Annotated in this window: 21 protein-coding genes; 12 read left to right on the top strand and 9 right to left on the bottom strand. The window is 44.2% G+C overall.

What is annotated here, in order from left to right:
- Window positions 1–4: 4 nt before the first annotated feature.
- The gene (locus ABD036_RS14495; protein ID WP_343861153.1) at window positions 5–886 is read right to left on the bottom strand and encodes a DUF1295 domain-containing protein; all 882 of its coding nucleotides are present in this window, start codon (window positions 884–886) and stop codon (window positions 5–7) included.
- Between the two features lie 118 nt (window positions 887–1,004).
- A complete protein-coding gene (locus tag ABD036_RS14490) occupies window positions 1,005–1,811 on the bottom strand; it encodes a DUF2797 domain-containing protein (protein WP_343861412.1) in 807 nt (268 codons plus the stop codon).
- 254 nt (window positions 1,812–2,065) lie between these two features.
- On the opposite strand from ABD036_RS14490, the gene ABD036_RS14485 reads away from it, so the two are divergent.
- Window positions 2,066–2,536, top strand: a complete 471-nt coding sequence (locus ABD036_RS14485; protein ID WP_343861151.1) for a SixA phosphatase family protein — start codon at window positions 2,066–2,068, stop codon at window positions 2,534–2,536.
- Window positions 2,537–2,699: 163 nt separating this feature from the next.
- Window positions 2,700–5,066, top strand: coding sequence for a DNA polymerase II (locus ABD036_RS14480; protein ID WP_343861149.1), 2,367 nt, complete (start codon window positions 2,700–2,702; stop codon window positions 5,064–5,066).
- Window positions 5,067–5,077: 11 nt separating this feature from the next.
- On the opposite strand, the gene ABD036_RS14475 is transcribed toward ABD036_RS14480, so the two are convergent.
- Window positions 5,078–5,305, bottom strand: a complete 228-nt coding sequence (locus ABD036_RS14475) for a YgaP family membrane protein (protein ID WP_343861147.1) — start codon at window positions 5,303–5,305, stop codon at window positions 5,078–5,080.
- A 176-nt stretch (window positions 5,306–5,481) separates the two neighbouring features.
- Here ABD036_RS14475 and ABD036_RS14470 point away from each other — a divergent pair, with 176 nt between their 5' ends.
- Together ABD036_RS14470 and ABD036_RS14465 are read left to right on the top strand one after the other, a co-directional pair.
- A complete protein-coding gene (locus ABD036_RS14470; RefSeq protein ID WP_343861145.1) occupies window positions 5,482–5,853 on the top strand; it encodes a response regulator in 372 nt (123 codons plus the stop codon).
- Window positions 5,854–5,900: 47 nt separating this feature from the next.
- Window positions 5,901–7,028, top strand: coding sequence for a MalY/PatB family protein (locus tag ABD036_RS14465; RefSeq protein ID WP_343861143.1), 1,128 nt, complete (start codon window positions 5,901–5,903; stop codon window positions 7,026–7,028).
- A 19-nt stretch (window positions 7,029–7,047) separates the two neighbouring features.
- Here ABD036_RS14465 and ABD036_RS14460 read toward each other — a convergent pair whose 3' ends face one another.
- Together ABD036_RS14460 and ABD036_RS14455 are read right to left on the bottom strand one after the other, a co-directional pair.
- Window positions 7,048–8,241: an Nramp family divalent metal transporter gene (locus ABD036_RS14460; protein ID WP_343861141.1), complete on the bottom strand. Its 1,194-nt coding sequence runs from the start codon at window positions 8,239–8,241 to the stop codon at window positions 7,048–7,050.
- A 109-nt stretch (window positions 8,242–8,350) separates the two neighbouring features.
- Window positions 8,351–10,540: a TonB-dependent receptor gene (locus ABD036_RS14455; protein WP_343861139.1), complete on the bottom strand. Its 2,190-nt coding sequence runs from the start codon at window positions 10,538–10,540 to the stop codon at window positions 8,351–8,353.
- 184 nt (window positions 10,541–10,724) lie between these two features.
- Between ABD036_RS14455 and ABD036_RS14450 the strand changes: the two genes are divergently transcribed.
- Window positions 10,725–11,378 carry a UPF0149 family protein gene (locus ABD036_RS14450; protein ID WP_343861136.1) on the top strand — a complete coding sequence of 218 codons (654 nt, stop codon included), beginning with the start codon at window positions 10,725–10,727 and terminating at the stop codon, window positions 11,376–11,378.
- 29 nt (window positions 11,379–11,407) lie between these two features.
- On the opposite strand, the gene ABD036_RS14445 is transcribed toward ABD036_RS14450, so the two are convergent.
- The 3 genes from ABD036_RS14445 to ABD036_RS14435 all read right to left on the bottom strand — a co-directional run bounded on the left by ABD036_RS14445 (window position 11,408) and on the right by ABD036_RS14435 (window position 13,125).
- A complete protein-coding gene (locus tag ABD036_RS14445) occupies window positions 11,408–12,037 on the bottom strand; it encodes a tetratricopeptide repeat protein (protein ID WP_343861134.1) in 630 nt (209 codons plus the stop codon).
- 328 nt (window positions 12,038–12,365) lie between these two features.
- Window positions 12,366–12,602: a TIGR02647 family protein gene (locus tag ABD036_RS14440; protein ID WP_343861132.1), complete on the bottom strand. Its 237-nt coding sequence runs from the start codon at window positions 12,600–12,602 to the stop codon at window positions 12,366–12,368.
- 31 nt (window positions 12,603–12,633) lie between these two features.
- Entirely contained in the window at window positions 12,634–13,125 is a 492-nt protein-coding gene (locus ABD036_RS14435) for a hypothetical protein (protein ID WP_343861130.1), read from the bottom strand.
- 207 nt (window positions 13,126–13,332) lie between these two features.
- On the opposite strand from ABD036_RS14435, the gene ubiD reads away from it, so the two are divergent.
- The 6 genes from ubiD to ABD036_RS14405 all read left to right on the top strand — a co-directional run bounded on the left by ubiD (window position 13,333) and on the right by ABD036_RS14405 (window position 22,118).
- Window positions 13,333–14,808: a 4-hydroxy-3-polyprenylbenzoate decarboxylase gene (ubiD, locus tag ABD036_RS14430; protein ID WP_343861128.1), complete on the top strand. Its 1,476-nt coding sequence runs from the start codon at window positions 13,333–13,335 to the stop codon at window positions 14,806–14,808.
- A 47-nt stretch (window positions 14,809–14,855) separates the two neighbouring features.
- Complete coding sequence (gene fre, locus ABD036_RS14425) at window positions 14,856–15,554, top strand: NAD(P)H-flavin reductase (RefSeq protein ID WP_343861126.1); 699 nt, start codon at window positions 14,856–14,858, stop codon at window positions 15,552–15,554.
- 356 nt (window positions 15,555–15,910) lie between these two features.
- Window positions 15,911–17,587, top strand: a complete 1,677-nt coding sequence (locus ABD036_RS14420; RefSeq protein ID WP_343861124.1) for a S8 family peptidase — start codon at window positions 15,911–15,913, stop codon at window positions 17,585–17,587.
- Between the two features lie 303 nt (window positions 17,588–17,890).
- Window positions 17,891–20,275, top strand: a complete 2,385-nt coding sequence (gene rnr, locus ABD036_RS14415; RefSeq protein ID WP_343861122.1) for a ribonuclease R — start codon at window positions 17,891–17,893, stop codon at window positions 20,273–20,275.
- Between the two features lie 2 nt (window positions 20,276–20,277).
- Window positions 20,278–21,018 (top strand): 23S rRNA (guanosine(2251)-2'-O)-methyltransferase RlmB, encoded by a 741-nt coding sequence (gene rlmB, locus ABD036_RS14410; RefSeq protein ID WP_343861120.1) that lies wholly within the window; start codon window positions 20,278–20,280, stop codon window positions 21,016–21,018.
- 119 nt (window positions 21,019–21,137) lie between these two features.
- The gene (locus ABD036_RS14405) at window positions 21,138–22,118 is read left to right on the top strand and encodes a transposase (RefSeq protein WP_343861118.1); all 981 of its coding nucleotides are present in this window, start codon (window positions 21,138–21,140) and stop codon (window positions 22,116–22,118) included.
- A 442-nt stretch (window positions 22,119–22,560) separates the two neighbouring features.
- Here the strand turns inward: ABD036_RS14405 and ABD036_RS14400 are convergent, their stop codons facing one another.
- Entirely contained in the window at window positions 22,561–23,814 is a 1,254-nt protein-coding gene (locus tag ABD036_RS14400; RefSeq protein WP_343861116.1) for a GGDEF domain-containing protein, read from the bottom strand.
- 288 nt (window positions 23,815–24,102) lie between these two features.
- Between ABD036_RS14400 and ABD036_RS14395 the strand changes: the two genes are divergently transcribed.
- Window positions 24,103–24,879: a hypothetical protein gene (locus ABD036_RS14395; RefSeq protein WP_343861114.1), complete on the top strand. Its 777-nt coding sequence runs from the start codon at window positions 24,103–24,105 to the stop codon at window positions 24,877–24,879.
- Window positions 24,880–25,017 lie beyond the last annotated feature (138 nt).

The raw sequence follows: 25,017 nt of genomic DNA, 5'->3' as shown, positions 1-25,017 counted from the left end.
ATATTCAACCCCATCGACAGTTAATTCTGGGGATTAAAACGGGCGTAGTGGTAATATATTTTTGATAGTCTGGATTGTTGGCCCATTTTTCATCGGCACGCTTTTCTAACATTGGAATCCCGCTTACTTTTGTTAACAGTAATATGATAAAAAGAGGAGAACTTAAGGTAATTAGTTGCCAGCCCTCAAGGGCGGGGTAAGCCGCGATCGCCACACCAATCCACAACACAATTTCGCCGAAGTAATTAGGGTGGCGAGAATAGGCCCACAAGCCAGTTTGAATAAACTGCCCTTGATTTAGAGGGTCTTGTTTAAATCGTGTTTTTTGTTGATCGGCAATTACTTCAATTGCAAAGCCAATTAACCAAATAGCAACACCTACCAGCGTCAGCGCATCAATGCGCGCTGCTTGTGGCGAGCTGATCACTGTCAGCGCAGCGGAAGCCATAATCAATATCCATAAACCTTGCAAAGTCCAAGCTGAAAAAAAACGATATTTGTCGGGTTTGATATCATCAAAACGACCGTCAACTCCGGTGTTATTGATCCTTAAAAACAAGAAAGTGCCAAGCCGCGCCGCCCAAGCAACGACCATCGCGGCTAACAGAATTGAGGTTATCGATACAGTTTGCTGGCTGTTGATAGCAACGAATATCACAATGATGAAGGTCAAACTTCCGGTTAGATCATATACTCGCTCTGTTTTTAGCAAATAGGATGGGATAAACACGCACCATTGGATCACAAAGGTCACTATTGCGCAGATGGCAAACGTCGAAAGCTCGGGCAAATTATTGTGTCCCGATTGGGCTATGAAGGTCAGCAGCATGGCCAGTAAAACAGCAGTAACCAAAACCAGTAGCGCTTTCATTTTGCTATTTCGCACCTTGTGACTCCCCATTAGTTGACTACCTTAATAGTAGATGTTGAATCGCTATCCACCACGCTGACAATGTATTACCGATGCCTTATGCTATTGAACTGGCGTTTAGAGATAAACGCGTTTATACCTCTATCTCAAGATGGTAACCGGCGTATTTACGCATGTTGATCACTCTGTCATTATCAAGCAGCCAATACTGGCCTTTGATGCCGTTAAGTGTTCCTTCAAACTCTTGTTCTTTGTCCAGATTTATCGATTTCACTTTATCCGGGTAGGCTTGTACAGGATACGTAATCTCAACCGGCTGCGCGTCGATCATGCTCAGTGCTTGGATCCCATGTTCACTACTGATCATATCTAGTTCGCCTTCGACCTGATTGAATAATTGCTCTCGCAGACTAATTAGATCCACTTGCTCAGGTGCCCCTTTAAGCATGGTGCGCCAATTGGTTTTATCGGCAATATGTTGTTTAAACACGGTTTCTACTAAACCACTGACAAGTCGACTTTTTACTCTTAAAATGGCTAACGCCTGAGTAGCTCCTTGGTCAATCCAGCGACTGGAAATGCCATCGGTGACATGGCGCGTGATGCCTATTTTAGTCGTTCCGGTATTCGCCAAATACACAAAATGCGATTGCATACAATTTTCTTCGCCCCACTTGGGCTCTCGACAAGTCCCCAAATGATAGTGACAGTTTTCAGGTTTAATAATGCAAGTGTCGCACTGGGCTAGTTTGATCAGGCAGCGGTAGCAATAACCTTGATTGAAACTCTTTTTGGTTTTTGTTTGGCAATGGATACAATGAATTTGTTGGCTGTGTTTTACCCGAATTGACGAGCCAACTAAAGCCGTCATATCTATCTGTTCGTCACCTATGGGTAAGCTATATTTAACTGCTTCGCCTGGTTGTGCTGCAACCTGCATTTTTCGTATGTTACCGCTATACAAGACAGTGGCGCTCCAAATCTAATTGATAATAATGGCCATGATAACCTGATGTGGAATAGTGAGAAAGGCCATTGCCTATTTCTCTTATAGGGTATTAGAGTTTCTTGTTGAACCTGCGGATCAAAAATAGCTAAGAAATGAATAGCCAAATACTCCCTTACCTAAACGACACGCTACGCTTTGCTCGATTTTGCTATACTGACAAGCTTAACTGCTAAGGAATGACATTGATGAAATGGTTGATACGCGCGTTATTCGTGTTGTCTTTTAATGCCCAAGGCTATGAGTTGTATCTAGTCCGACATTTTGAAAAGCAAGCTGATAGCAAAAATCCAAGTCTTACCGAGCAAGGAATGGCACGAGCCCAGTCACTCGCCACCTTGTTAGCCGATAAAGACATTCAACATATTTTTAGTACCGACTATAAGCGCACACAACAAACTGCGCAGCCATTATCGAAGCAACTTGGTATTAACATCACGTCGTATTCTCCACGTGATCTCAATGGTTTTGCAAGTCAATTGCTCAATACTAAACAAACGAGTCTAATTGTAGGACACAGCAATACGACGCCTGAGCTGCTCGCGTTATTAGGTGGAGACGCTAAGCCCATCGCAGAAGACCAGTATGGTGAACTTTTCATCTTGATCGTGCTACTAAATACCGTAACTACGCAAAGCGTCCGCGTAGGTAATCCGTAGAGGGAATGGATCGTCACGTGTCAAAAGATGCGCATTAGTCACGCTTCAACCCATGGCATTGAGTATCAAATTTTAGCTAAGCTAATCAAGCTCACTCTGTTTAGCTTGCCTAGCAGCGTGTATACTTTCAGCTATTATATTTTATGAAGGTGATGCGCCGTCGATGGGTGGTCTGCAACAGGGTTTTATTCTCACCCGACGACATTTTGAACGACAGGGCAAAACCTACTTAGAATTTTGGCTAAGCACGGCACAAGGCCCGTACAAAATGACTACCGATGCCCAGCAGTCGGTTTTTTTTGTCGCCCAGACAGATACGCAAACCGTGCAAGATCTGCTTAATCATCACGGCATTGTGGTGCAAATTGAATCGCTGAGTTTACGCACTTTCGAGCATGCACCCGTTAGCGCCGTTTACTTTGCCAGTATCGCGCATTTTTACCGAGCGCGGGATATCATCAAAGATGCGCACATAGCTCTTTATGAATACGATATTCGCCTATCAGAACGGTTTTTAATGGAACGCTTTGTGTATGGCAGTGCTGCCTTTACTGGCCGCATCGTCAATCACAAACAGCCAGTAAAATATCAACAATTAACCCATGCCAAATTAAAACCCACTGACTATACGCCCCAATTAGCCCTGCTGTCTCTGGACATAGAGTGCAGCCTTGAAGGTGAGCTTTATTCCATTGGGCTTAGCAGCGAAGAGTTTAAAAAAGTCATCATGATTGGTGATAAGCAAGGCGATGAGGATTGGATTGAGTGGGTTGCCGATGAAGCGAGTTTGCTAACTCAAACAGTTGCTTCGATCGGCGATTTTGATCCCGACATTATTATTGGTTGGAATATTGTTAATTTTGACTTTAGGGTGCTGGTGACACGCGCCAATCTGCATAATATCAAGTTAAACTTAGGTCGAGACCAAAGTGATGTGGTATTTCGCGATGGCCGCAACGACAGTAATCAGGCTTTTATCAGTATCGCAGGGCGACTGGTGATTGATGGCATCGACAGTTTAAAAACCGCCACCTATCAGTTTGACAATTTCACCCTTGAGCATGTTGCTATGTCACTGTTTGGCGAGGGGAAAGACAGCGATGATGTAGACAATCGAGTCGCCGCCATCACCCATGACTTTCATCACAATAAAATCAAACTGGCCAAGTACAATTTGCAGGATTGTGTTTTAGTTGAGCGCATATTCGAACACACTAAGCTTATCGATTATTTGGTATTTCGTAGCCAAATAACGGGCTTAGAGTTAGACCGAATGGGCGGCTCGGTCGCGGCTTTCATCAACTTATATTTGCCCAAATTACATCGCGCGGGTTATGTTTCACCGAATCGCCCGCATGACGGCGGCCTTGCCAGTCCCGGGGGCTACGTTATGGATTCACGGCCGGGATTATATAACAACGTATTGGTGCTCGACTTCAAAAGCCTTTATCCCTCTATTATTCGCACATTTAAAATTGATCCTATGGGACTGATTGAAGGATTGGCTGATCCTGATAAGGCGATACCGGGTTTTCGCGGCGCCGCGTTTTCGCGAGATAAACACTTTTTGCCGGATATCATTGCCAGCTTGTGGCAGCAGCGTGACCAAGCAAAAAAGAATCTAGACTCTGCGCGCTCGCAAGCGATTAAGATCATTATGAATTCGTTTTATGGTGTACTGGGTTCGGGTGGGTGTCCTTTTTATGATACCCGCTTAGCAAGCTCGATAACCCTGCGTGGCCACGAAATAATGCAGACTACCGCGGGCTGGATAGAAGCTCTAGGTTACAAGGTAATTTACGGTGATACTGATTCAACATTTGTGTGGCTTGAGAATATTCAAACAGCACAGCAAGCTAAACAAATTGGCTTAGATTTACAGAAATTGATCAATCAGCGTTGGCAGCACAAGCTAAAACACGAATTACAACTTGAGTGTTTCTTAGAAATTGAATTTGAAACTTTATTTTCGACGTTTTTAATGCCCACCATTCGGGGCTCTGAAATGGGCAGTAAGAAGCGTTATGCAGGGATAAAATGCAAAGAAAACGGCGAATCAGAATTAGTATTTAAAGGGCTAGAGACGGTTCGCTCAGATTGGACACCGATGGCTAAATCATTCCAAACAACCTTGTATCAGATGGTCTTTGATAAACAAGATGTCAGCGCTTTTCTCAAAGACACGATAGATTCAATTCGCCAAGGGCGTAACGATGAGGCCTTAGTTTACCGTAAACGACTAAGGCAACGTTTAGACCAATATACTAAAAACGTCCCCCCGCATGTCAAAGCCGCGCGATTAGCAGATGAAAACAATCAACGCTTGGGTAAACCGCTGCGGTATCAACATAAAGGCTGGATCCATTATGTGATCACTATTGATGGTCCACAACCAGCAGAATATGTAACCTCACCATTAGATTATGAACACTATATTGAAAAGCAAATCAAACCTATTGCAGAAGGTATATTGCCATTTATCAATCTATCTTTTGAACAAATGACCAGCAAACAGATGGGACTGTTTTAGCCAGCTTAAAATTACCGAGGATGATAGGAGTCGTCGCTAAAATCAGGATAAGTATCTATGCCTAATATTCGATAGATTAGGCAAACGCCAAAACTACTTGATACGAATAATACGGTTCCGAGTAGCGCCAATATAATGTTGACGGTATCGCTATAGAATCCTTCCAAAGATATTGCCAGTAAAGCGCAGGCTAGAATAGAGCGAATTGCTGTGTCTAATATTCCGACATTTTGTTTCATCATAATCTCCAAAGTTAATGAGATTATCTTAGTGGTATCTATGACATAGCGTATTGATCTGAATCAAATGGCAGTAAATATCCTTCAGTTTAGGTTAATTATTAAAAGGGGATGTTCAAACCATTTGCCAAAGGGTATATTTATGCGCATTAGTTTATTGATTTGAGTACTCTGTATTGCATAATATTCTTGTTATCGATGATGATGTAATTACTTTGGAACTGCTTCAATTAATTCTCGATGAATTTATTGAAGGTGAAGTCTGCACTATGTCTAATAGTTCTGAAGCCATTCGCTATATTGAAAAGGATGGACTAGAGGGGACGGACTTGGTCATTTGTGATTGGCAAATGCCTGAGCACGATGGATTAGAAGTATTGGCCGCTATTCGCAAAAAAAATCAACAAGTACCATTTCTATTGCTAACCGGTAACGCAACCCGCGATTTGGTGATTGCAGCAAGGAAAGCGAAGGTGTCTGATTTCATTGCAAAACCATTTAAAAATTATGATCTGACTGAAAAAGTTAAGCGGCTTCTTGATGCTTAAGTAAGCATCCATCGAACCATTGTTAGCATCTGTTTTAAGGATATTTCATGCAATTTGACGAGATCATTGATCGATCTTCTACCTATTCTTTTAAGTGGCAAAAATACAAAGGTAAGGACGTTTTACCTATGTGGGTTGCAGATACTGAGTTTGCTAGCCCAGGCCCTATAGTACATGCCTTACAAAAGCGTGTTGAGCATGGACTTTTTGGTTACACACTGCCAGCCCAATATGAACCTGCCAATAACGCAGTAAAACGTTGGCTTGCTGATAAACACGATTGGCAGATTGAAACTAGCTGGATCGTCTGGACGCCAGGCGTTGTGCCTGCGTTTAATGTGGCATGCAAGGCTTATTGTAAGCTTGGCGATAAAGTGATGCTGCAAACTCCCAATTATCCTCCACTGCGCGCCGCCCCATCTATCAATGGGTTAGAGCGCGTCGAAATCAATACAGTGGAAGTGGCAGGGCGCTGGACCTTAGATTTCGCACAATTGGAACAGCAGGCGGCCGACCCTAAGAGCAAATTGCTTATTCTGTGCAACCCGATGAACCCTGTAGGCTCAGTGCTTAGCCAGAATGAACTGGATCGTGTTTCGGCGATATGTCGGGCCAATGATGTGGTTTTGTGCTCAGATGAAATTCACTGTGATCTGGTGTTAGATGAGTCGAAGAAGCATTTGCCAGCAGGCAAAATTACGGGGCTTGAAAATAATTCGGTCACGCTAATGGCTGCGAGTAAAACCTTCAATATAGCTGGTTTAGCGACGTCTTTTGCGATTATTCCCAATGCGCATTTACGCACGCAGTTCATGTCTGCAATGCAAGGCTTTGTGCCTTGGGCGAATGTGATGGGCTTGGTTGCCACTGAGGCGGCCTTTACCCAATGTGATCAATGGCACCAGCAATTGCTTGATTACCTTCGTGGTAACCTTGACTATATTCAGCAACAAGTTGACAGCATACCCGGCCTTCGGCTTTTAAAGGTCGAAGCAACTTATTTAGCATGGATTGATGCCACTGGACTCGAAGTCGACAATCCCCAAAGCTATTTCGAAGCACGGGGTGTTGGTCCTTCGCCGGGCATTGATTTTGGTAACAAGCAATATGTTCGGATTAACTTTGGCTGTCCAAGAAGCATGCTGGTTGAGGCCTTTGGTCGACTTAAAGGGTAATTTGCTGCGGGTAAGTTGATTAGAAAAATAAACTAATCAACTTATATAGCCCCAATGCGGAGACAAATACCACGATAGCGCCTCCCAATGTATTACTAAAAATCCCGTTTTTGTACTCACCCATTAAAGCTCGGTTATTCAACGCGACAATTAAAAACACGGCGATTACCGGCAGCAACAAGCCATTGGTCGCTTGGGCAAACAGGATAGCCGCCAGTGGTTTGATGCCTAAACTGGCAAACACCACGCCCGCGATCATCACCGTCAACCAAATTGCTTTAAAACGTTTATTATCTAATTGAGTAGGCCAATTCATGGCACCAGATACGGCATACGCTGCTGCCAGCGGTGCGGTAATGGCGCTAGTAAGACCCGCCGCGAATAAGCCACTGGCAAAAAAGAAATTGGCGTAGTTGCCTAACAAGGGCGTTAGCTGATGCGCAATATTGCTGGTCTCTACTTGCGTCTGAGTGGCGAAGAAGGCTGTGGCAGCACAGGACAATATGGCTAATGTTATCAGGCTTCCCAGTCCAACTGACAACCCAGTATCAATCCGATTGTCGAACACCGACTGTTGTAAATTGTCAGATTTTGTCTGCTTTGCCACTATGCTGGCATGTAAAAATAAATTGTAGGGCACAACGGTTGTGCCGACCAACGCAATGATCATTAGGGTACTGCCAGAAGGAACCGAAAAAGACACCAAGCCAGTCATGAGTGCCGACAAATCTGGACCCGCCATGATCATGGTAATAACAAACACCAAAGACATTAAAAACACTAATGCAATCAATGCAATTTCGATCACCTTGTATTTGCCGCTGATCAGTAATCCCGTCGACACAGCCGCCAGAATCCAAACCCAAATGGTCAGTTCTATTTTGGATATTGCCGATAACCCCAAAGCGGCACCGGTGAGATTGCCAGCTTGATAGGCAGCGTTGCCTATGCCAATTGCGCTTACGACCAGTCCGATGACGAGCAGTTGGCTGATCCCTGAAAATTGCCCTCGAATTGCTTCAGCCAGCCCTTTACCGGTAACCAACCCTAATCGAGATGCCATTTCTTGTAATACAAAAGTCGCGATGGCGGAGAACACTAATGCCCAAACTAACGCATAACCATAACTTCCGCCTGCGAGTGTTGCCGTGGTGACGGTGCCCGGTCCAATAAAGGCGGCGGTGACAAGTAGGGCAGGACCAAATTTTTTCATCGACGTTTTAACTCAATCGTTTCAAGTTGATAAACAAGACGTTAGCAAGCTTGTCGATAAATTGGTAGCCCAACGCAATGGCAAAAGAGTTCGCCATTGCTAATGTGGGTTAAAACTGCAGTCGCGCGCCTACAACAATCGAACGGCCAGGCAAAGGCGCATCATCTTTGATAAAAGACGCGTGCACTCGCGCTTCTTCGTTGGTTAGGTTGTTTCCTCGCACAAATAACACTAACTCGTTGTCGGCTACATCCATATAATAGCTAAACGCTGCATTAACCAGAGTGTAACCTTGGGTAAGGGTTTCAAATTCGGCGATATCATCTTGTTTCGCATAATATGTTGCGCCCAATTCGGCATGCCAATGGGTGTTTTCCCAGTGAAGTTCCGCACCAATACGCAACGGCGGAATTCGCGGCACGTTTTGCCCATCTTGCAATGTAGCTCTGGTTGAATCAGCAAAAGTTTCTAATCGCACGCTGTCGTTAAAATGCCAGTCAACTTCGGCTTCAAATCCGTATATGTCAGCATCTTGCTGCTGAAATACAAACACCGGAAGTCCTTCCTCGAGTTCGTGTCCGTGTTCCTCAGCTTCATCGTGGTGTTCCTCGACGAAGACTAACCCAGTATTTTGCTGAAAAAGGTAATCGTTGATCTGATTATAGAAAAGACTGAAGGTCGCTTCCACTTGGTCACCGGTGTAATGGTAGGTAAGATCGATGTTGTTTGATGTTTCCAGCTCGATAGTGCGCGCATTTTTGATGATCTCAAATTCGTCATTATCCTCGCCAGGTATAACGTCAAAGCCAACCCCTAACTCGTAGGTATTAGTGGCAATGTGTAAACCGTTGGAGAAGATTTCTGCCGCTGAAGGTGCTCTTTGCGAATAAGCGTAATTAAATGACAAGGTGTCAGTGTCCGATACTGTCCAGACTGAGCCGGCCGATAAACTGACGCCTGTAAAAGACTGTTGGTCAAATTCAAATGAATTGGCTTGCTCCGTAGTGACGAAAAAATCATTGTCGACGGTGATCTGAGTTTTCTCAACGCGAGCCCCTAATTGCCATAAAAATGCACCAAAAGGCTTCTCTTCAAGCGCAAACACCGCAAAGGATCGCGATTCGGAAGCCGGTGTAAATGCCTCGTCTCCTAAGGCTGAAAAATCACTGGCCAGATAGTTAAAGCCCAGCACGCCTTCCCAGCCTTGTTGCGGCGCATGCTTAGCCCAAAATCGGCTTTCTAAGGTTTCATTAGTGAACGTGGTGCCGACTTCGCCATCTTCAATTTCACTGTGCGTGTAATCGGTAAATGCACTTCTAAACCTGACTTCAGAGATAAAACCGTCTAAGTCAGTCCAATCAGCAAGTACTTGATAGCGGTCTTGTTTCAAACGCCCATAAATGGACTCTGCCATTTCTTGCGCGTGTAATTCTTCTTGGTGCTCTTCCTCTTCTTCGTGCTCTTCTTCATGAGCATGGCCTGGCACACCGTATTCGCTTTGCAAGGATCCAATAGAAACCGCTAGATTAAGATTATTTTTAGCCCAACCAATCCCGCTACTAAAACCATGCGCTGCGATGAATGAGTTGTCTAATATGCCACTGGTATCACTGCCACCTAACTGTGCTGGACCTGGGATCTCGTAGTTTTCAGTTGACCTGTCAAACGCGTCTAGGTGGAATAGCCATTGTTGATGACCGGCATCTAGACTTAGATTAATTAAATCTTCACTGGATACACTGTCGTGCAAATAACTGACCTTGCCTTGTAATTCATCCATTTCACGAGTGGGTAAGCGATTGTCTACTACGTTAACCACACCACCAATGGCACCACTGCCATACAATAAGGTTGCAGGGCCACGAAGTACTTCGATTTGTGAGGCATTGGCAGTTTCAGTGGAAACAACGTGATCAGGACCAATGCGAGATGCGTCAGAGACATCTAATCCATTTTGCAATACTCGAATTCTAGGGCCGTCTAGTCCTCGAATAATGGGGCTGCTAGATACCGGGCCAAAATAGGTGCTGTGTACGCCCGGCACATTCTTTAAGGTTTCCCCAAGGGTCGGTGCGACCCGTGATTCGAGATCTTCACCAGCAATAATAGAAACCGGTGTGGCAGATTGTAAGATGGTCCGATTAAGAGGATTAGAAGTAATAACTAACTTTTCGATTTCGTGTTCGTCTTTTTGTGACGGTTTATCTTGACTAGTGTCTGCTTGTGCCAATGCCGAGGTAGCGAAACCTAAGGGTAAGGAAAGGCTAGACAGTAGCAATAAATAATTGGAATTGAACACAGTGACCTCTACCTATTATGAAAAATGGAATGTTATACTATAACAATGCTGGGCATTATATCCTGTTCAATCGAAGTACTGTCAATAGTTTTTACTAAGTTCACGACCAAAACACTTAATTATTCGATAAAGCTGCTATATGCTGGTGGCAGTTGAATTATTTGTCGGTTAATACGAGTTTATTTTGCCATTTGCTACGCCCCCCCATGTTTTACAACTCCAACAATTGTGTGATCTAGAGTTTAAATCTACTCTGCACTCAAGTGATTATGTCGGTGGTTTGGTGTTTTCGGTCTGTGCGGCACCCGAAATTCCGATGCCCGATGAATGGTTAAACTGGGTATTCAATCAACATGGTCAATTAGCCAGTGCGCAAGACGCCGATAAGATAGCTGAAACTTTAATGAGTGTGTTGCAGCAACAACTTACCGAAATGCGCTCTGAGACATTTCGCATCCCCATGCAAGGGCAGACCTTACCTGAAGATCCAAACTCAAATATGCCGGTCAGCAAATGGTTAAAGGGCTTGCTGGTTGGACATAGTCAATTGGAGGCGGTTTGGCAACGATGTTGGCAAGAGTTAGTGGAAAAGCAACCGGAAAAACTACCGAGCTTAAAGCGCAATCTTAAACATTGTTTAATGATGTTTAGCACCTTTGCCAATGTACCTATGGCCGTAGAGCAAGCGCAGCGGGCAGGAAATCACAAATTGCTGGATAACATCGATAAAATCTATGCCTCGTTACCTGATGCGCTCAAAACCTACGTGGAAGTTTCCGGCCAGTTAGCGCAGCACTTACCGGAGCAATTTGAAACTTTTCAAAAAACGCCTGAATAGCTGTAGTCTTAACTGTTTGCTTAAAAGTGTTAGCTTTCTAAGGGGCGTTTTGCGCTGCGCACCGCTTTAGGGTGCATGAGTTTTTCTAAATCTTGCATGCACTGGGCGATTTTCTTGTGCTTAGATTGATCATCTGTGATCGCATTGTACAGCCAATGATAGGCATCTTCGTAATCGTAAGGGCTTCCGAAGCCATCAATAAATAATTCGGCAAGATGGATTTGGGCATTGAGATTGCCAAGCGCTGCGGCCTCACGCAAATAAATTACCCCGCGCTGCTTGTCTTGCTGCACCAGCTTGCCTTGCGCATAGTAGCGACCGAGCTGCTCCAATGCAGGTGCTAACCCTTGATCCGCAGCTTCCTTCATATAACTAATTCCGCGAATGGGCTCAGCATCAACACAGACACCCCAGGCTAACATATCGCCCCATAAGAATTGATAGGCTGGTACCTTCAATGTATCGGCGCGCGCTTCAATGTCTTGTACAAGCTGACAGCGGTCTAATACAACACGATCCAAATGCTGATTGTCATTGATCATCTTCAATAGCTCATCCTGAGAGTACAGCTCAACGGCTTTGATTGGCTCAGCTGCATGTGCATTACTGCAATAAAGACAAACTAAAGTGGCATAAGTCAGAGCATTTAACAGGCGCATTACTAGGTATCCATTGAGAATCAGTCGAATAAGTTCATATTTAGTGTATCGACAATTGCCGAGATTACTAAATTTAATGAGCAAATTTTATTGTTAGCCTATGGATAAATTTACCTTATTTGAGAGTAGACCAATTGCTTTTTAACAAAGGCTGATGATTAACCGGTCATCAACTAATCTTCAACAACGTGTATTTAGCGACAGGCTATATGAGGCGCATAGGCATGACGTCAAAACAGGGTCAAAGGTTTCTATTCAGGCGCGTTTGAATCGACCTCGCAATATGCTAACGGGTAACTAGCTCTCGCCACCGTGCATGGCTGAGAAATTAACTGTGAGTAAGCGCCGATTGTATTACTTGCGCATGCTCGGCAAGATCATGGCCTAGATCGGTTAAATACCCCCCATCTGGCTGGCTGACAATACCTTTGGCATAGAGTCGTTTGGCCGCATCGATTATCGCAGGATCCGCATCATGATGAATCTTTAGGCCTTGCATAAGACTTTTATTGGGGAATTTTAATAGCAGATTTAGTTCTTCGGTGAGTTCTTGATTAAATGGCATAGAGACCTCTAAGTTTAAATTGGTTTGATCGTTATTTTTTGCGTTTTACGTATTTACCATCGAACAAAGTTTTCCAGCTTTGACCCTTGTCATTACTTGATTGCCAGTGTTGTCTGACGCTCTTATCGGGCGCGGGCTTCCATGTTATACGGTGCAGTACAAAATAACCAGAAGGGGACAAAGTTGTACCCGATAACACCATCGCAGTGCCGTCGAACTGACCTTCCAAGGTAAGCAATAAACCGGAGTTGTCGACCCAAGTTTGATGCCAGGAATCTGTGCCCGGTTTATATATATTGAGACTCTGTCCTGCATAACCTGAAGGGGTAAGGTACTTTTCTTCCAGAACACAATTATTTAATTGTTTGGTAATCGAATTCGTGCCAGCTAATTTGCCCTTTTGATTGAACACATTCCATTCGCCAATCCAAAAGTCAAATTGATTGAATTTTGCTGAATCGCAAGCGGCAAAACTCGATGTACTGAATAGACTTAAAAAAAACAGAGCTAGTCTAAATCTCATTGTGAAAACCTTTTTGAGCAGACAATAGCGTAAGACTATCCCCGAATGAAAAAAATTACAAAATATTAACAACTAATTTGTGATCGCTTAAACAAATAGGTAATTAAACGCTCAAATTGCAATATCGGCGAACTATTAAGTCTTCTGGCTCGTATATCTTCGCTACCCTGTTTATACTTACTGGCTAACATCAATGAGCGGTTCGATATGAAATACAAAGACTTACGCGATTTTATCAAGCAACTAGAGAAAATAGGTCAACTCAGGCGAGTAACCCAAGAAATAGATACGCATCTTGAGATGACTGAAATTGCTGACCGTACACTGCGTGCTGGTGGTCCGGCAATCTTGTTTGAAAATCCCAAAGGTCATTCTATTCCAGTATTGGCCAATTTGTTTGGTACGCCAGAACGCGTCGCCATGGGCATGGGGCAAGAGTCAGTTGAAGCGCTGCGTGAAGTAGGAAAATTACTGGCCTACCTGAAAGAGCCTGAACCGCCAAAAGGGCTAAAAGATCTGTGGGACAAACTGCCGGTGTTAAAGCAAGTGCTCAACATGCCTGCCAAGGAAGTCAAAAAAGCGGTTTGTCAGGAAGTGGTGCTAAGCGGTGACCAAGTTGATTTATCGACACTGCCGATCCAACATTGCTGGCCAGATGATGCTGCACCTTTGATCACATGGGGGCTAACCGTAACTCGTGGGCCCCATAAAAAGCGACAGAATCTCGGTATTTATCGACAACAAGTGTTAAGTAAAAACAAAGTCATTATGCGCTGGCTGTCGCACCGCGGCGGCGCATTGGATTTCAAAGAGTTTTGTCAAACGAATCCAGGCGAAAACTATCCTGTTTCGGTGGCCCTAGGGGCAGATCCTGCGACTATTCTAGGGGCTGTTACGCCGGTTCCTGATACCTTGTCTGAATATGCCTTTGCTGGATTACTTCGTGGCGACAAAACAGAAGTAGTGAAATCCATCAGCAATGATTTACAAGTTCCGGCCAATGCAGAAATTGTGTTAGAGGGCTATATTGCACCAAATGAAACGGCACCAGAAGGCCCCTATGGCGACCATACAGGGTATTACAATGAAATAGATGAATTTCCGGTGTTTACTGTCACCCATATTACCCATCGTAAAAATCCTATTTATCATTCAACTTACACTGGCAGACCCCCCGATGAGCCAGCAATTTTGGGCGTGGCATTAAACGAAGTGTTTGTGCCCATCTTACAAAAACAATTTCCTGAAATCGTCGACTTTTATTTGCCACCAGAAGGGTGTAGCTATCGCTTAGCTGTGGTGACCATGAAAAAGCAATATCCGGGGCACGCTAAGCGTGTAATGATGGGTGTTTGGTCGTTTTTACGCCAGTTTATGTATACCAAATTTGTCATTGTCTGTGACGATGATATCAATGCCCGAGATTGGCAAGATGTGATTTGGGCTATCACCACGCGGATGGATCCTGCTCGAGATACTACCTTGATCGAAAGTACCCCCATCGATTATTTGGACTTTGCTTCGCCTGTTTCTGGGCTTGGTTCTAAAATGGGAATGGATGCTACCAATAAGTTGCCGGGCGAAACTGATCGAGAATGGGGCCTGCCAATTGAGATGGACAAAGATGTAAAAGACCGCGTTGATGAAATCTGGGACAGTCTAGATTTAGATCCTAAAGAGTAAATAACCTAAATTGCTTAATTCAGGTTAATAACTGGAACCAACTGAATATGATACCGATTAGCTGTAAAGTAGAATCCATAGAACCATTGACGGGTGTCGTCAGTAAAGTCTTGCTGGCACCCGCGTCACCGATGGATTTTAAAGCCGGCCAATATTTGCAGGTGTGCATGTCTGAAAAAGATAAACGCCCATTTTCAATTGCCAATGCTCCTAGAGATGATGGCAAACTAGAGCTGCATATTGGCGCCGAGGCAGGTAACAACTACGCTGCAGAAGTATTGGAAAGAATGCGCCTGCACCAGACCATTGACGTTGACGGTGGTCATGGCTCAGCTTACCTGCGTGAAAATAAAATTAGACCAACCATATTGTTGGCCGGAGGTACTGGGTTTTCTTATACCCATGCTATTTTGCAACGTCGATTAGCAATGCCTAATAAAGATCCCGTATTTTTGTATTGGGGGACACGTACGCTCAAAGATATGTATGCCTATGAGTCACTCAAAGCACTTGAGAAAACACATCCCAACTTTAGGTTTCATCCAGTAGTTGATTGTCCTGATGACAATTGGCGCGGCAAGAAAGGCTGGGTGCACTTGGCCGTGTTGAACGATTTTGTCAGCTTGGAGCCTTATCAAGTGTATGTTGCCGGACGATTTGAGATGGCCGGGGTTGCGCGTGAAGATTTTCACAATAAAGGCTTATTGCTCGAAAATTTGTACGGGGATGCGTACCAGTTCATCTAATCCAAACTGAGCATTAATTCAATGGCTACACATTTGGACTACTGCCAATGTGTAACGCGATTGCTCCCCTAGTTTGAGTGTGGTTACGTTTTTCGTTCTTCAATTAGCGAATAACCTTTTCAGCTCTTCCCCCTGTGTATTCCCTTCCTCGCCAGCCATTGTCGGGGAAGGTTCTACCCCCAGCGAGTTAATAAAAATCAACGAAATCAGTGTTGTAGCAAAGCCATTTGGTCTCGAGTAATTTTTTTCACATCTAGGGGGAAACCCCCATTATAAAGTTTTAATAGCTCTGCTTTACTTAGCTCCCTTGGTTAAATTTTGTACCAAGAAACTAAAAACTATAATAAGGGAACCTAATGAAATATATAAATAAAAAAACCTTTGTAGCAAGTTTGGTAGGAGCAACACTACTAGGAAGCCAGGCATTCGCCGCAGGCGATCCTAACGAAAGGAATTTTCGCGTTATTGTGCAGTTGAATCCAGAAAGCTCAGTTTCTGCTTTGCAAGCAACAATAGCTCCACTTGGCGTATCCTTGGTGGAAGTCAAAGATGTAGCCACGGGTGCAACCGTGGTTGAAGTTCAAGGAACTACGGACACTGCGATTAGAGATAAAGCCATTGCGTTAATGAATCAATCTGGATTAGCGCAATTTGCCGAACTGGATTTGATCTTAACGCCGCAAGCCACTCCAAACGACACTCGCTATAACGAACAGTGGCATTATTTTGAATCCACCGCTGGCATTAACGGACCGGCGGCATGGGATATCACCACAGGCTCAGGTGTTACAGTGGCAGTTATTGATACTGGCTACCGTAATCATGTTGATTTAAATAGCAAAATTCTACCGGGCTATGACTTTATCAGCGATGCAACCATGGGTAATGACGGCAATGGACGTGACTCAGATGCTCAAGATCCTGGTGACTGGGTAGCGACTAACGAATGTTACTCTGGTTCGCCGGCAAGTAACTCTAGTTGGCACGGAACTCATGTGGCAGGCACGGTAGCAGCAGAAACTAACAATGGACAAGGGGTCGCAGGGGTAGCGTGGAACGCCGATATTCTACCAATTCGGGTGCTGGGTAAGTGTGGTGGTTACACTTCAGATATCGCGGATGGTATCATTTGGTCATCCGGTGGTTCGGTTTCGGGCGTACCGACCAACAATAATCCTGCACAAGTATTGAACCTCAGTTTAGGTGGCAGTGGAAGTTGTCCTTCAACCACTCAATCAGCTATCAATACTGCACGAGCCAACGGTTCAACTGTGGTAGTTGCCGCTGGGAACTCAAATCAAAATGCCGCTAATTTCACTCCTGCTAGCTGTAGTGGTGTAGTGACTGTGGCTTCAGTTAATCGAAGTGGTGATAGAGCATACTATTCAAACTATGGCAGCGTTGTTGATATTGCCGCACCGGGGGGAGAAACCAGCGTCTCTAGCAATGGGGTACTGTCCACGCTTAACTCTGGTAGCTCGACACCAGGTTCTGATAATTACTCTTTCTATCAAGGCACCAGTATGGCTGCGCCTCATATCGCTGGTGTGGCAGCTTTGATGTATGCCGTTGATCCTTCGATTACACCGGATGAAGTTGAATCTGACCTAGTATCAACTGCGCGTTCTTTTCCTGGATCATGCAGTCAATGTGGCAGTGGCATAGTTGACGCGGCGGCTGCGGTTGTAGCAGCACAAGGTGGTGGTACGCCGCCTGCTAGTTGCCCCACTGGTTACACTGAATATGCGGGTAATCTAACGGGAGCAGGCGATAATAATGTCGAACCAAATGGTACCTACTACTATTCAGGTGCAAGTGGTACTCATAGTGGTGAGTTAACAGGGCCGGGCGGAACAGATTTCGACTTAGGTTTGTATAAGTGGTTGAACAGTCGTTGGACACAAGTGTCTAGTTCAACATCGAGCTCGTCAGTGGAAGAAATTAACTATTCAAGCGGTGCTGGTTATTTTTACTGGGATATAAATTCTTACTCTGGTTCTGGTAACTATACATTCTGTTTAAAAACGCCATAGCCTTACCTTATGGATAATCGTGCATGGTGCTGAATTGAACTGTGCAGGCAATCACCCTCAACGCAGCGTTGGGGGTGATTTTTTTGACCGTTATGAAGTACCTAATTGTTTTGCTGTGTGGGGTAACGTTGCACCTTAATTGGAGTGCAAGTTAATGGTCCCAGCGCTAAAAGTCTGGAATTTTTTTGTCAGAACCTTGAATTTTACCGGTTAATTCCTACCCTTGAGTGAATGTTTGAATAAAATCTGCGCAATTAATCAAAAAAACATAGTTTCGTCACAATCAGCGGTTATAATGCGAGTATGAATATAAAAAACAAAAAACACTTAGAAAAAGACGACCCTCAATTCCAACGCGAAAAAGACAAATACGAAAACCCAGTAGCCAGCAGAGAATATTTGCTACAAATACTGGAACGCGAAAAAACCCCTCTTACCTTTCTTGAAATTTGCCAGCTTGTAAAAGCCAAAGATGAAGATAGCCGCATTGGTATACAGCGCCGTTTAAGAGCAATGGAACGCGAAGGTCAAGTGGTCTTTAATCGCCAGAAAAAATATGGTCTGGCAGAAAAAATGGAACTCATTAAAGGGCGAGTTATTGGTCATCGCGACGGCTTTGGATTTTTAAAGCGTGAAGACGGACAAAAAGACTTATTCATTCACCAAGGTCAAATGCAACTTTTACTGCATGATGATGTGGTTTTAGTAAAAGAAAGTGCAGGCGATAATCGAGGCCGTTCTGAGGCTAAAGTTGCACGCATTATTGAGCCTCGTTCGGAGCCCATAGTCGGCCGTTTCTTTACCGAACACGGCGTGAGTTTGGTGATCCCTGATGACAGTCGTATTACCCATGAAATAATGATCCCCGCTGAAAACGTCAATGGTGCGCGACAAGGCAATGTGGTGGTCGTTGAGATTGTACAGCGGCCCCGAAAAAGAGTGAGCCCGATAGGTAAAGTCTCTGAAGTGTTAGGTGAGCATATGGCGCCTGGCATGGAAATCGAAATGGCTTTGCGCACCTTTGATATTCCCCATGATTGGCCCAAGGCAGTACTTAAACAAGTAAATGGTTTAGATGAGCAAGTCCCGGAAGATTCGAAACAAGGTCGTGTAGAGTTGCGAGACTTGCCGTTAGTAACGATTGATGGCGAAGATGCCAGAGATTTCGACGATGCGGTTTTCTGTCAACCTCTTGATGAAGGTGGATGGCAACTTTGGGTTGCCATTGCTGATGTCAGCTCCTACGTTAAGCCGGGCACTGCATTGGATGATGAAGCTCAAGTACGCGGTAATTCGGTGTATTTTCCAGAACAAGTGATACCCATGCTGCCTGAGGTGCTGAGTAACGGCTTGTGTTCGTTGAATCCTGATGTCGACAGATTATGTATGGTCTGCGATATGATTGTCGGTGCGGATGGCACGTTGAAGGAGTACCAATTTTATGAAGCGGTAATGAACTCCAAGGCGCGACTGACCTACACCAAAGTTGGCGCCATTTTGGATGGCGATCCTGAACTGAATAAGCGTTATGCAGAGCATGTTCCGCACTTGCGTGATTTGCACGCAATGTACAAAGCGTTAAAACGCAGCCGCAATAAACGCGGAGCCATTGAGTTTGAAACCCAAGAAAGTAAGTTCGTATTTAATGCTCATCGTAAAATCGATCATATCGTGCCGGTAGTGCGCAACGATGCGCACAAGCTCATTGAAGAATGCATGATCTTGGCAAATGTATCTGCGGCACAGTTTTTAGAAGAAAACAAAGCCCAAGCACTTTATCGGATCCATGATGAACCAAACGAAGATAGGTTAACGAGCTTTACCTCTTACCTTAAAGAAGTGGGTATTGAACATCGAATTGGTCAGCAAGCCAAACCACAAGATTTTACCGATTTAGTGGCGAAAATTCAGGGCAGACCTGACCAAGAACTGATCCAGACCATGTTGCTACGCTCCATGAAGCAAGCCGTTTACGCTCATGAAAATATAGGTCATTTTGGCCTCGCTTTGGAAGCGTATGCTCACTTTACCTCGCCCATTCGCCGTTATCCTGATTTGGTCGTGCATCGGGCAATTAAAGCTATTTTAGATAAGCAAGCCAGCCGCAAAAGTAAAACGGGCGGTAAGGCTTATTCGGTAGAAGAGGTTGAAGCGATTGGTGAGCAGTGTTCAATGACTGAACGCCGAGCTGATGATGCGACCCGCGATGTTGCCGATTGGCTTAAGTGTGAGTTTATGCTTGATCATGTTGGTGACGTGTTTGAGGGGGTCATTGCCTCAGTTACCGGCTTTGGATTTTTTGTGCGTTTATCCGAGTTTCATATCGACGGTTTAGTGCACATTTCGTCATTAGAAAATGATTATTATCATTTTGATGAAGTGAAACAGTGTCTGGTCGGCGAAGCCATGGGCAAACGTTATCGACTAGGTGACCCATTGAAAGTAAAAGTGGCCGCGGTCAACCTTGATGATCGTAAAATTGACTTTACTTTGGATGAGCCCAAAGGTCGTGGCGCTCGAAAACAAGCCGGTAAAAAATCCAAAAAGCGTGATGGCGAAAATGCCGAATCTGCTACTAAGCCTGCAGCTAAAAAGCGCTCAGATAAAAGTAAAACGAGTAGCTCAACTAAACCAGCGACAAAAGCGAGAAAACCCGCGAGTCGAAGTTCAACTAAGAGGAAAAAGTAACTATGGCTCAGCAAGAATGGCTTTACGGGATTCACGCATTAGAATCAGTTGTGCAAAGAGAGCCCGAACGTTTAATCGAATTGTTTGTGCTCAAAGGACGTGAAGACGATCGTCTGCTGAATATTATCAATCAAGCAAGGCGTTTTGGCATCGCGGTGCAGTTTTGCCAACGTAAAACCTTGGATGACAAGGTTGATGGTGCGCAGCATCAAGGGGTGGTCGCACGCGCCAAGCCCGGCAAGCAATACAACGAAAATGACCTAGACACTATCGTCAGCCAACATGGACACCCATTTTTATTAATTCTAGATGGGGTTACCGATCCTCATAATCTGGGGGCCTGTTTACGTACCGCTGAAGCTGCCGGAGTGCACGCAGTTGTTGTGCCTAAAGATAATTCTGCGGCACTTACGCCTACAGTGCGAAAGGTGGCAAGCGGCGCTGCGGACGTGATCCCTTTAGTGCAAGTAACGAATTTGGCTAGAACAATACGTGATTTGCAACAAGCCGGAGTGTGGATCATTGGCACCGCTGGTGAAGCCAAGCAAAGTCTCTATGAATGTAAATTGTCTGGCCCCGTTGCTTTGGTTATGGGAGCGGAAGGCAAAGGCATGCGCAGACTAACACGCGAACATTGTGATGAGCTGCTCAAGCTGCCAATGGCCGGCACTGTGACAAGCTTAAATGTGTCAGTAGCAACAGGCGTGTGTTTGTTCGAAATTGTCCGCCAACGCGCGCTCTAGACTTTTACAAAGACACCCACTTTAAAGTCCAGTTTTACTGAGACACCCATGTTATGAATGGTTAAACGGCCATTTTGTTCTATGCTTTAGGGTAATCAAACAACCAAGGATGGTCTGTTATGCCCCAACCACGCAAAAACCAAATCAGTTTAATTGACACCCCTTACTACCATTGTGTTTCACGCTGTGTTCGTCGCTCTTTTTTGTGTGGTGAAGATTCTTTCACTGGACAAAGCTTTGAGCATCGCCGGGCGTGGGTAGAGAAACGTTTGTTATTTTTAGCGTCAGTGTTCGCCATTGATATTTGTGCGTATGCGGTGATGAGTAATCATACCCATGTGGTGCTGTGTGTGGATAAAGACTCCGCGGATAGCTGGTCGATGACTGAGGTGATTAGGCGTTGGCATCAGCTGTATCAAGGCACCTTGTTGAGTCAACAATATCACAAAGGCGAGCCGCTCAGTGACGCTGAGCTTGTGACTCTGGAGCAAACGGTCACTATCTACCGGCAACGCTTACACGACATCAGTTGGCTGATGCGCAATCTGAACGAGCACATCGCCCGTGAGGCGAACAAAGAAGATGACTGTACGGGGCGATTTTGGGAAGGACGCTTTAAATCTCAAGCCTTGTTAGATGAAAGTGCGCTAGTAGCCTGTATGGCCTATGTCGACTTAAACCCTATTCGAGCCAACATGGACAGCACTCCTGAAACCTCAAAACACACCAGCATTCAAAGGCGTATCCATGCGCTTATCAAGGGTGAACAGCCCCGCACCTTAATGCGGTTTATAGGCAATCACAAAAAAGACATGCCCAATGGTATCGCGTATAGCCTAATTGATTACTGTGAGCTGATTGAGAGCACGGGCAAGTGTATTCGTCAGGATAAAGCCGGTCATATCAAGCCGCAACACAGCTCCATTCTAAACAGTCTTGGTCTTAATGCAGAGCAGTGGTTAACCCTAACGACCGAGTTTGAACAACACTTCTACACCGCTGTAGGCAATGAACACATGCTTCAACAATTCAAACAACACACAAAGCATCAACGCATACGAGGGATGGCAAAGGCCAGAGCCTTATTGCAACACGCCTAGAAACAATCCACTCCAAAATAAACCCCCATCAACTCAATGTTGCTAAATCCGGCTGCCTGCCATTTGAGAAATAAGGCGGTTATTACCATTATCTCACACGAAATATGAAAGCAGCTAATTAACGACCAATTTTGAATGATAATTCAGCACAAATTCATACGTATCTGGGTAGCATACCTATAGCATTTTAGTGATGAGTGTCTTTATTTGCTTTTAGTTTTTAAAGTGGATGTCCATGTTTTAGCCTGCCATTTGAGAAATAAGGCGGTTATTACCATTATCTCACACGAAATATGAAAGCAGCTAATTAACGACCAATTTTGAATGATAATTCAGCACAAATTCATACGTATCTGGGTAGCATACCTATAGCATTTTAGTGATGAGTGTCTTTATTGGCTTTTAGTTTTTAAAGTGGATGTCCATGTTTTATCATGTTTTACTAAGTGCCTTTTTGTTTTGCTACCTTGACACAATTACGGCCTGACTTCTTTGCTTCATACAAGGCGATGTCAGCTTGCTTCATCACGCTTTGAAAATCGCTATGGAGTTTAGTTCTGTGCGCTACGCCAAAGCTGCTGGTCACTTTGACTATTTTGTTTTTTGCCGCTTTTTGGGGTTTACTGTTTGGTTTTTTGGCTGGTCGAGGCTGGGTACGCAGGGCAATATCGTAGTCAGCTATGATGGTTCGTATCGCTTCAATATGAGGAACAACCTGTTCAGGGATCTTATTAGGATAAACAATCACAAACTCTTCGCCACCAAACCGAAATGCGTGACCGCCACCGGTTACTTTGGACAGTTTGCTGGCCACTAGCTTTAATACTTCGTCACCCACATCATGACCATAGGTGTCATTAAACTTTTTAAAATGGTCGATATCTGACATTACTATGGTGTATTTCCGACCCAAAGTTTCCACTTTTTGCATTAGGGCCCGTCGAGATGGCACGCCGGTGAGTTCATCTTTAAAAGCCATTGCAAAGCTGTCACGAATAACTGCATAAGTAATAATAATAGCAAGCAGACTGACCACCAAATGATTAACGGTCGCATTGGCATAAGCTGTTATTAGCAGATAACTTAACCAACTTATTACTAGGGTCATTTGGCTGGTGTTTGGACGTTTTATAACAAACACCAGCGCTAATATTCCACTGAGCATAACCAGCAATAACTCGGTCGCTGTGTACCATTGACTGAGAGCGGGCCAGAATGAAAACAGCCAAGATGTGCTAGGTTTCAGCAGTATTTGTTGAGCTGGTTGAAAAGCGCTGACCATAGGTAATAAATAAACGCTGATTAAACCCAAAGTGATAATAGTTAGTATGGAGTAACTTAAATTTCTTGGTGAGAAACCGCTGTCTTTGCTCAGCATCAACCAGCTAAACATTAACACCATAAAGCTATGCAGACCGAGCCCGAAGCCATCAATGTGGATCCAGCTAAGAGCGTTTGGCTGAATAACGGCAAGCAATAAAATACACAGCCATACTAGACGACTCCGACCGAACAACCATGAAATAATCGCAGCTATGCCTAGGGAAATAGTGGCAAGCCAAGGTAAACGAATAAACATACTGTTAATTAATTGTGGGTGCCAATAATACAGCAGCCAAGCGGCGAAAAATAAAATCAAAGGGAATAAGGCTAAATTCAGAAACCGAGATAAACCTTGCAGGACAGATACGAACACAGCTAATTACTACTCAAAACTTAACTAAGGGGCGGCTATTGTAGGTGAAATAGGAAAGCGAAGTCCAAATTCAAAATCAATTTTTTGACAACAAGCAATTAGGTTGTGAGTTTTTTGCATTTATTGCGTGCTGCAAATCCCACAGAATCCCGCAGGCAAGCTGAATTTCGTCACTGCAAATGGGGGGATTCTATTAACCTGAGAGATGAAACTTTAAAAAACGGTATGAAGGAGAGGAGTTCAGTCTATACTAAAGTGCGGCAAATCGGTTTCTAATAGGGTATTTTGATGTTAAAAATTCGCCAAAGTACATTCGTCTTTTTAACCTGTATTTACCTTAGCGGTTTAATGGTTGGGAAGGCAGCTCACGCTGATACTTTTGTGGTGGGGGTCGAAGATTTGAATTTTTACCCTTATTTTCACTTCACCAGTAATGAAAGGACGTTTGCTCGGGCGTTACTAGATCAGTTTGCCAAAGACAATGGCCACCAAATAAAATACCTTACTCTACCTATCAAACAATTCCCACATTGGTTATTCAAAGAAAATATCGATTTTAAATTTCCCGATAACGAAAGATGGCAAGAGATCAACAATATCCACCACTTAAAGATAAGCTACAGTGACGATGTAGTAGGGATGACTTCTGGCACCTTAGTACTAGCAAAAAATAGCCATAATCCTATAACGACAATAAAAAGTGTCGGCACAATAACTGGTTTTCACCCGACGCTGTGGCTTGACAAAATATCAAAGGGGGAGGTGGCACTTTTAGAAGATCCTAGCCCCACAATATTGGTCCAAAATCTAGTTAAGGGTCTAGTCGATGGATTGATTATCGACTTAGCCGTAGCCAACAATGAGTTGAAAAGGCTGAACTTAGAAGAAAAGATTGTGTATAGCCAGCAAATACCTCAGGAGATATACGCTTACAAACTGTCAACGGTGAAGCACCCCCACATTTTGCAACAATTTAATCAATGGCAAATACAACGACGAGACTTCATAACCGCACTAAAATCCGAGTTTGGCATTTTGGCAATTGAACCCCAAAAAGCCCAGTAAACGCAATAGTGACAATTGGCACTTTTCATCAATTATGACCACAATAATACTGTTCATTTCTTAAATTAGTTGCTCTCGCCGATTAACACTTTCATTGGCAGGGGATTGTTTATCAACTTTCAATAGCGATGCATAATA

Source organism: Aliiglaciecola litoralis, from assembly GCF_039523355.1.
Lineage (GTDB): Bacteria > Pseudomonadota > Gammaproteobacteria > Enterobacterales > Alteromonadaceae > Aliiglaciecola > Aliiglaciecola litoralis.
The sequence above is the reverse complement of the archived record's forward strand: the minus strand, read 5'-3'. Positions and strand labels throughout refer to the sequence as shown.

Bases quoted from the DNA above. Each gene is read 5' to 3' on its own strand.
- ABD036_RS14485 (WP_343861151.1), top strand. From the start codon at position 2,066: ATGAAATGGTTGATACGCGCGTTATTCGTGTTGTCTTTTAATGCCCAA.
- rnr (WP_343861122.1), top strand. From the start codon at position 17,891: ATGAATATAAAAAACAAAAAACACTTAGAAAAAGACGACCCTCAATTC.
- ABD036_RS14435 (WP_343861130.1), bottom strand. From the start codon at position 13,125: ATGAGATTTAGACTAGCTCTGTTTTTTTTAAGTCTATTCAGTACATCG.
- ABD036_RS14420 (WP_343861124.1), top strand. From the start codon at position 15,911: ATGAAATATATAAATAAAAAAACCTTTGTAGCAAGTTTGGTAGGAGCA.
- ABD036_RS14465 (WP_343861143.1), top strand. From the start codon at position 5,901: ATGCAATTTGACGAGATCATTGATCGATCTTCTACCTATTCTTTTAAG.
- ABD036_RS14490 (WP_343861412.1), bottom strand. From the start codon at position 1,811: ATGCAGGTTGCAGCACAACCAGGCGAAGCAGTTAAATATAGCTTACCC.
- ABD036_RS14480 (WP_343861149.1), top strand. From the start codon at position 2,700: ATGGGTGGTCTGCAACAGGGTTTTATTCTCACCCGACGACATTTTGAA.
- ABD036_RS14460 (WP_343861141.1), bottom strand. From the start codon at position 8,241: ATGAAAAAATTTGGTCCTGCCCTACTTGTCACCGCCGCCTTTATTGGA.
- rlmB (WP_343861120.1), top strand. From the start codon at position 20,278: ATGGCTCAGCAAGAATGGCTTTACGGGATTCACGCATTAGAATCAGTT.
- ABD036_RS14440 (WP_343861132.1), bottom strand. From the start codon at position 12,602: ATGCCATTTAATCAAGAACTCACCGAAGAACTAAATCTGCTATTAAAA.
- ABD036_RS14405 (WP_343861118.1), top strand. From the start codon at position 21,138: ATGCCCCAACCACGCAAAAACCAAATCAGTTTAATTGACACCCCTTAC.
- ABD036_RS14395 (WP_343861114.1), top strand. From the start codon at position 24,103: ATGTTAAAAATTCGCCAAAGTACATTCGTCTTTTTAACCTGTATTTAC.
- ABD036_RS14475 (WP_343861147.1), bottom strand. From the start codon at position 5,305: ATGAAACAAAATGTCGGAATATTAGACACAGCAATTCGCTCTATTCTA.
- ABD036_RS14445 (WP_343861134.1), bottom strand. From the start codon at position 12,037: ATGCGCCTGTTAAATGCTCTGACTTATGCCACTTTAGTTTGTCTTTAT.
- ubiD (WP_343861128.1), top strand. From the start codon at position 13,333: ATGAAATACAAAGACTTACGCGATTTTATCAAGCAACTAGAGAAAATA.
- fre (WP_343861126.1), top strand. From the start codon at position 14,856: ATGATACCGATTAGCTGTAAAGTAGAATCCATAGAACCATTGACGGGT.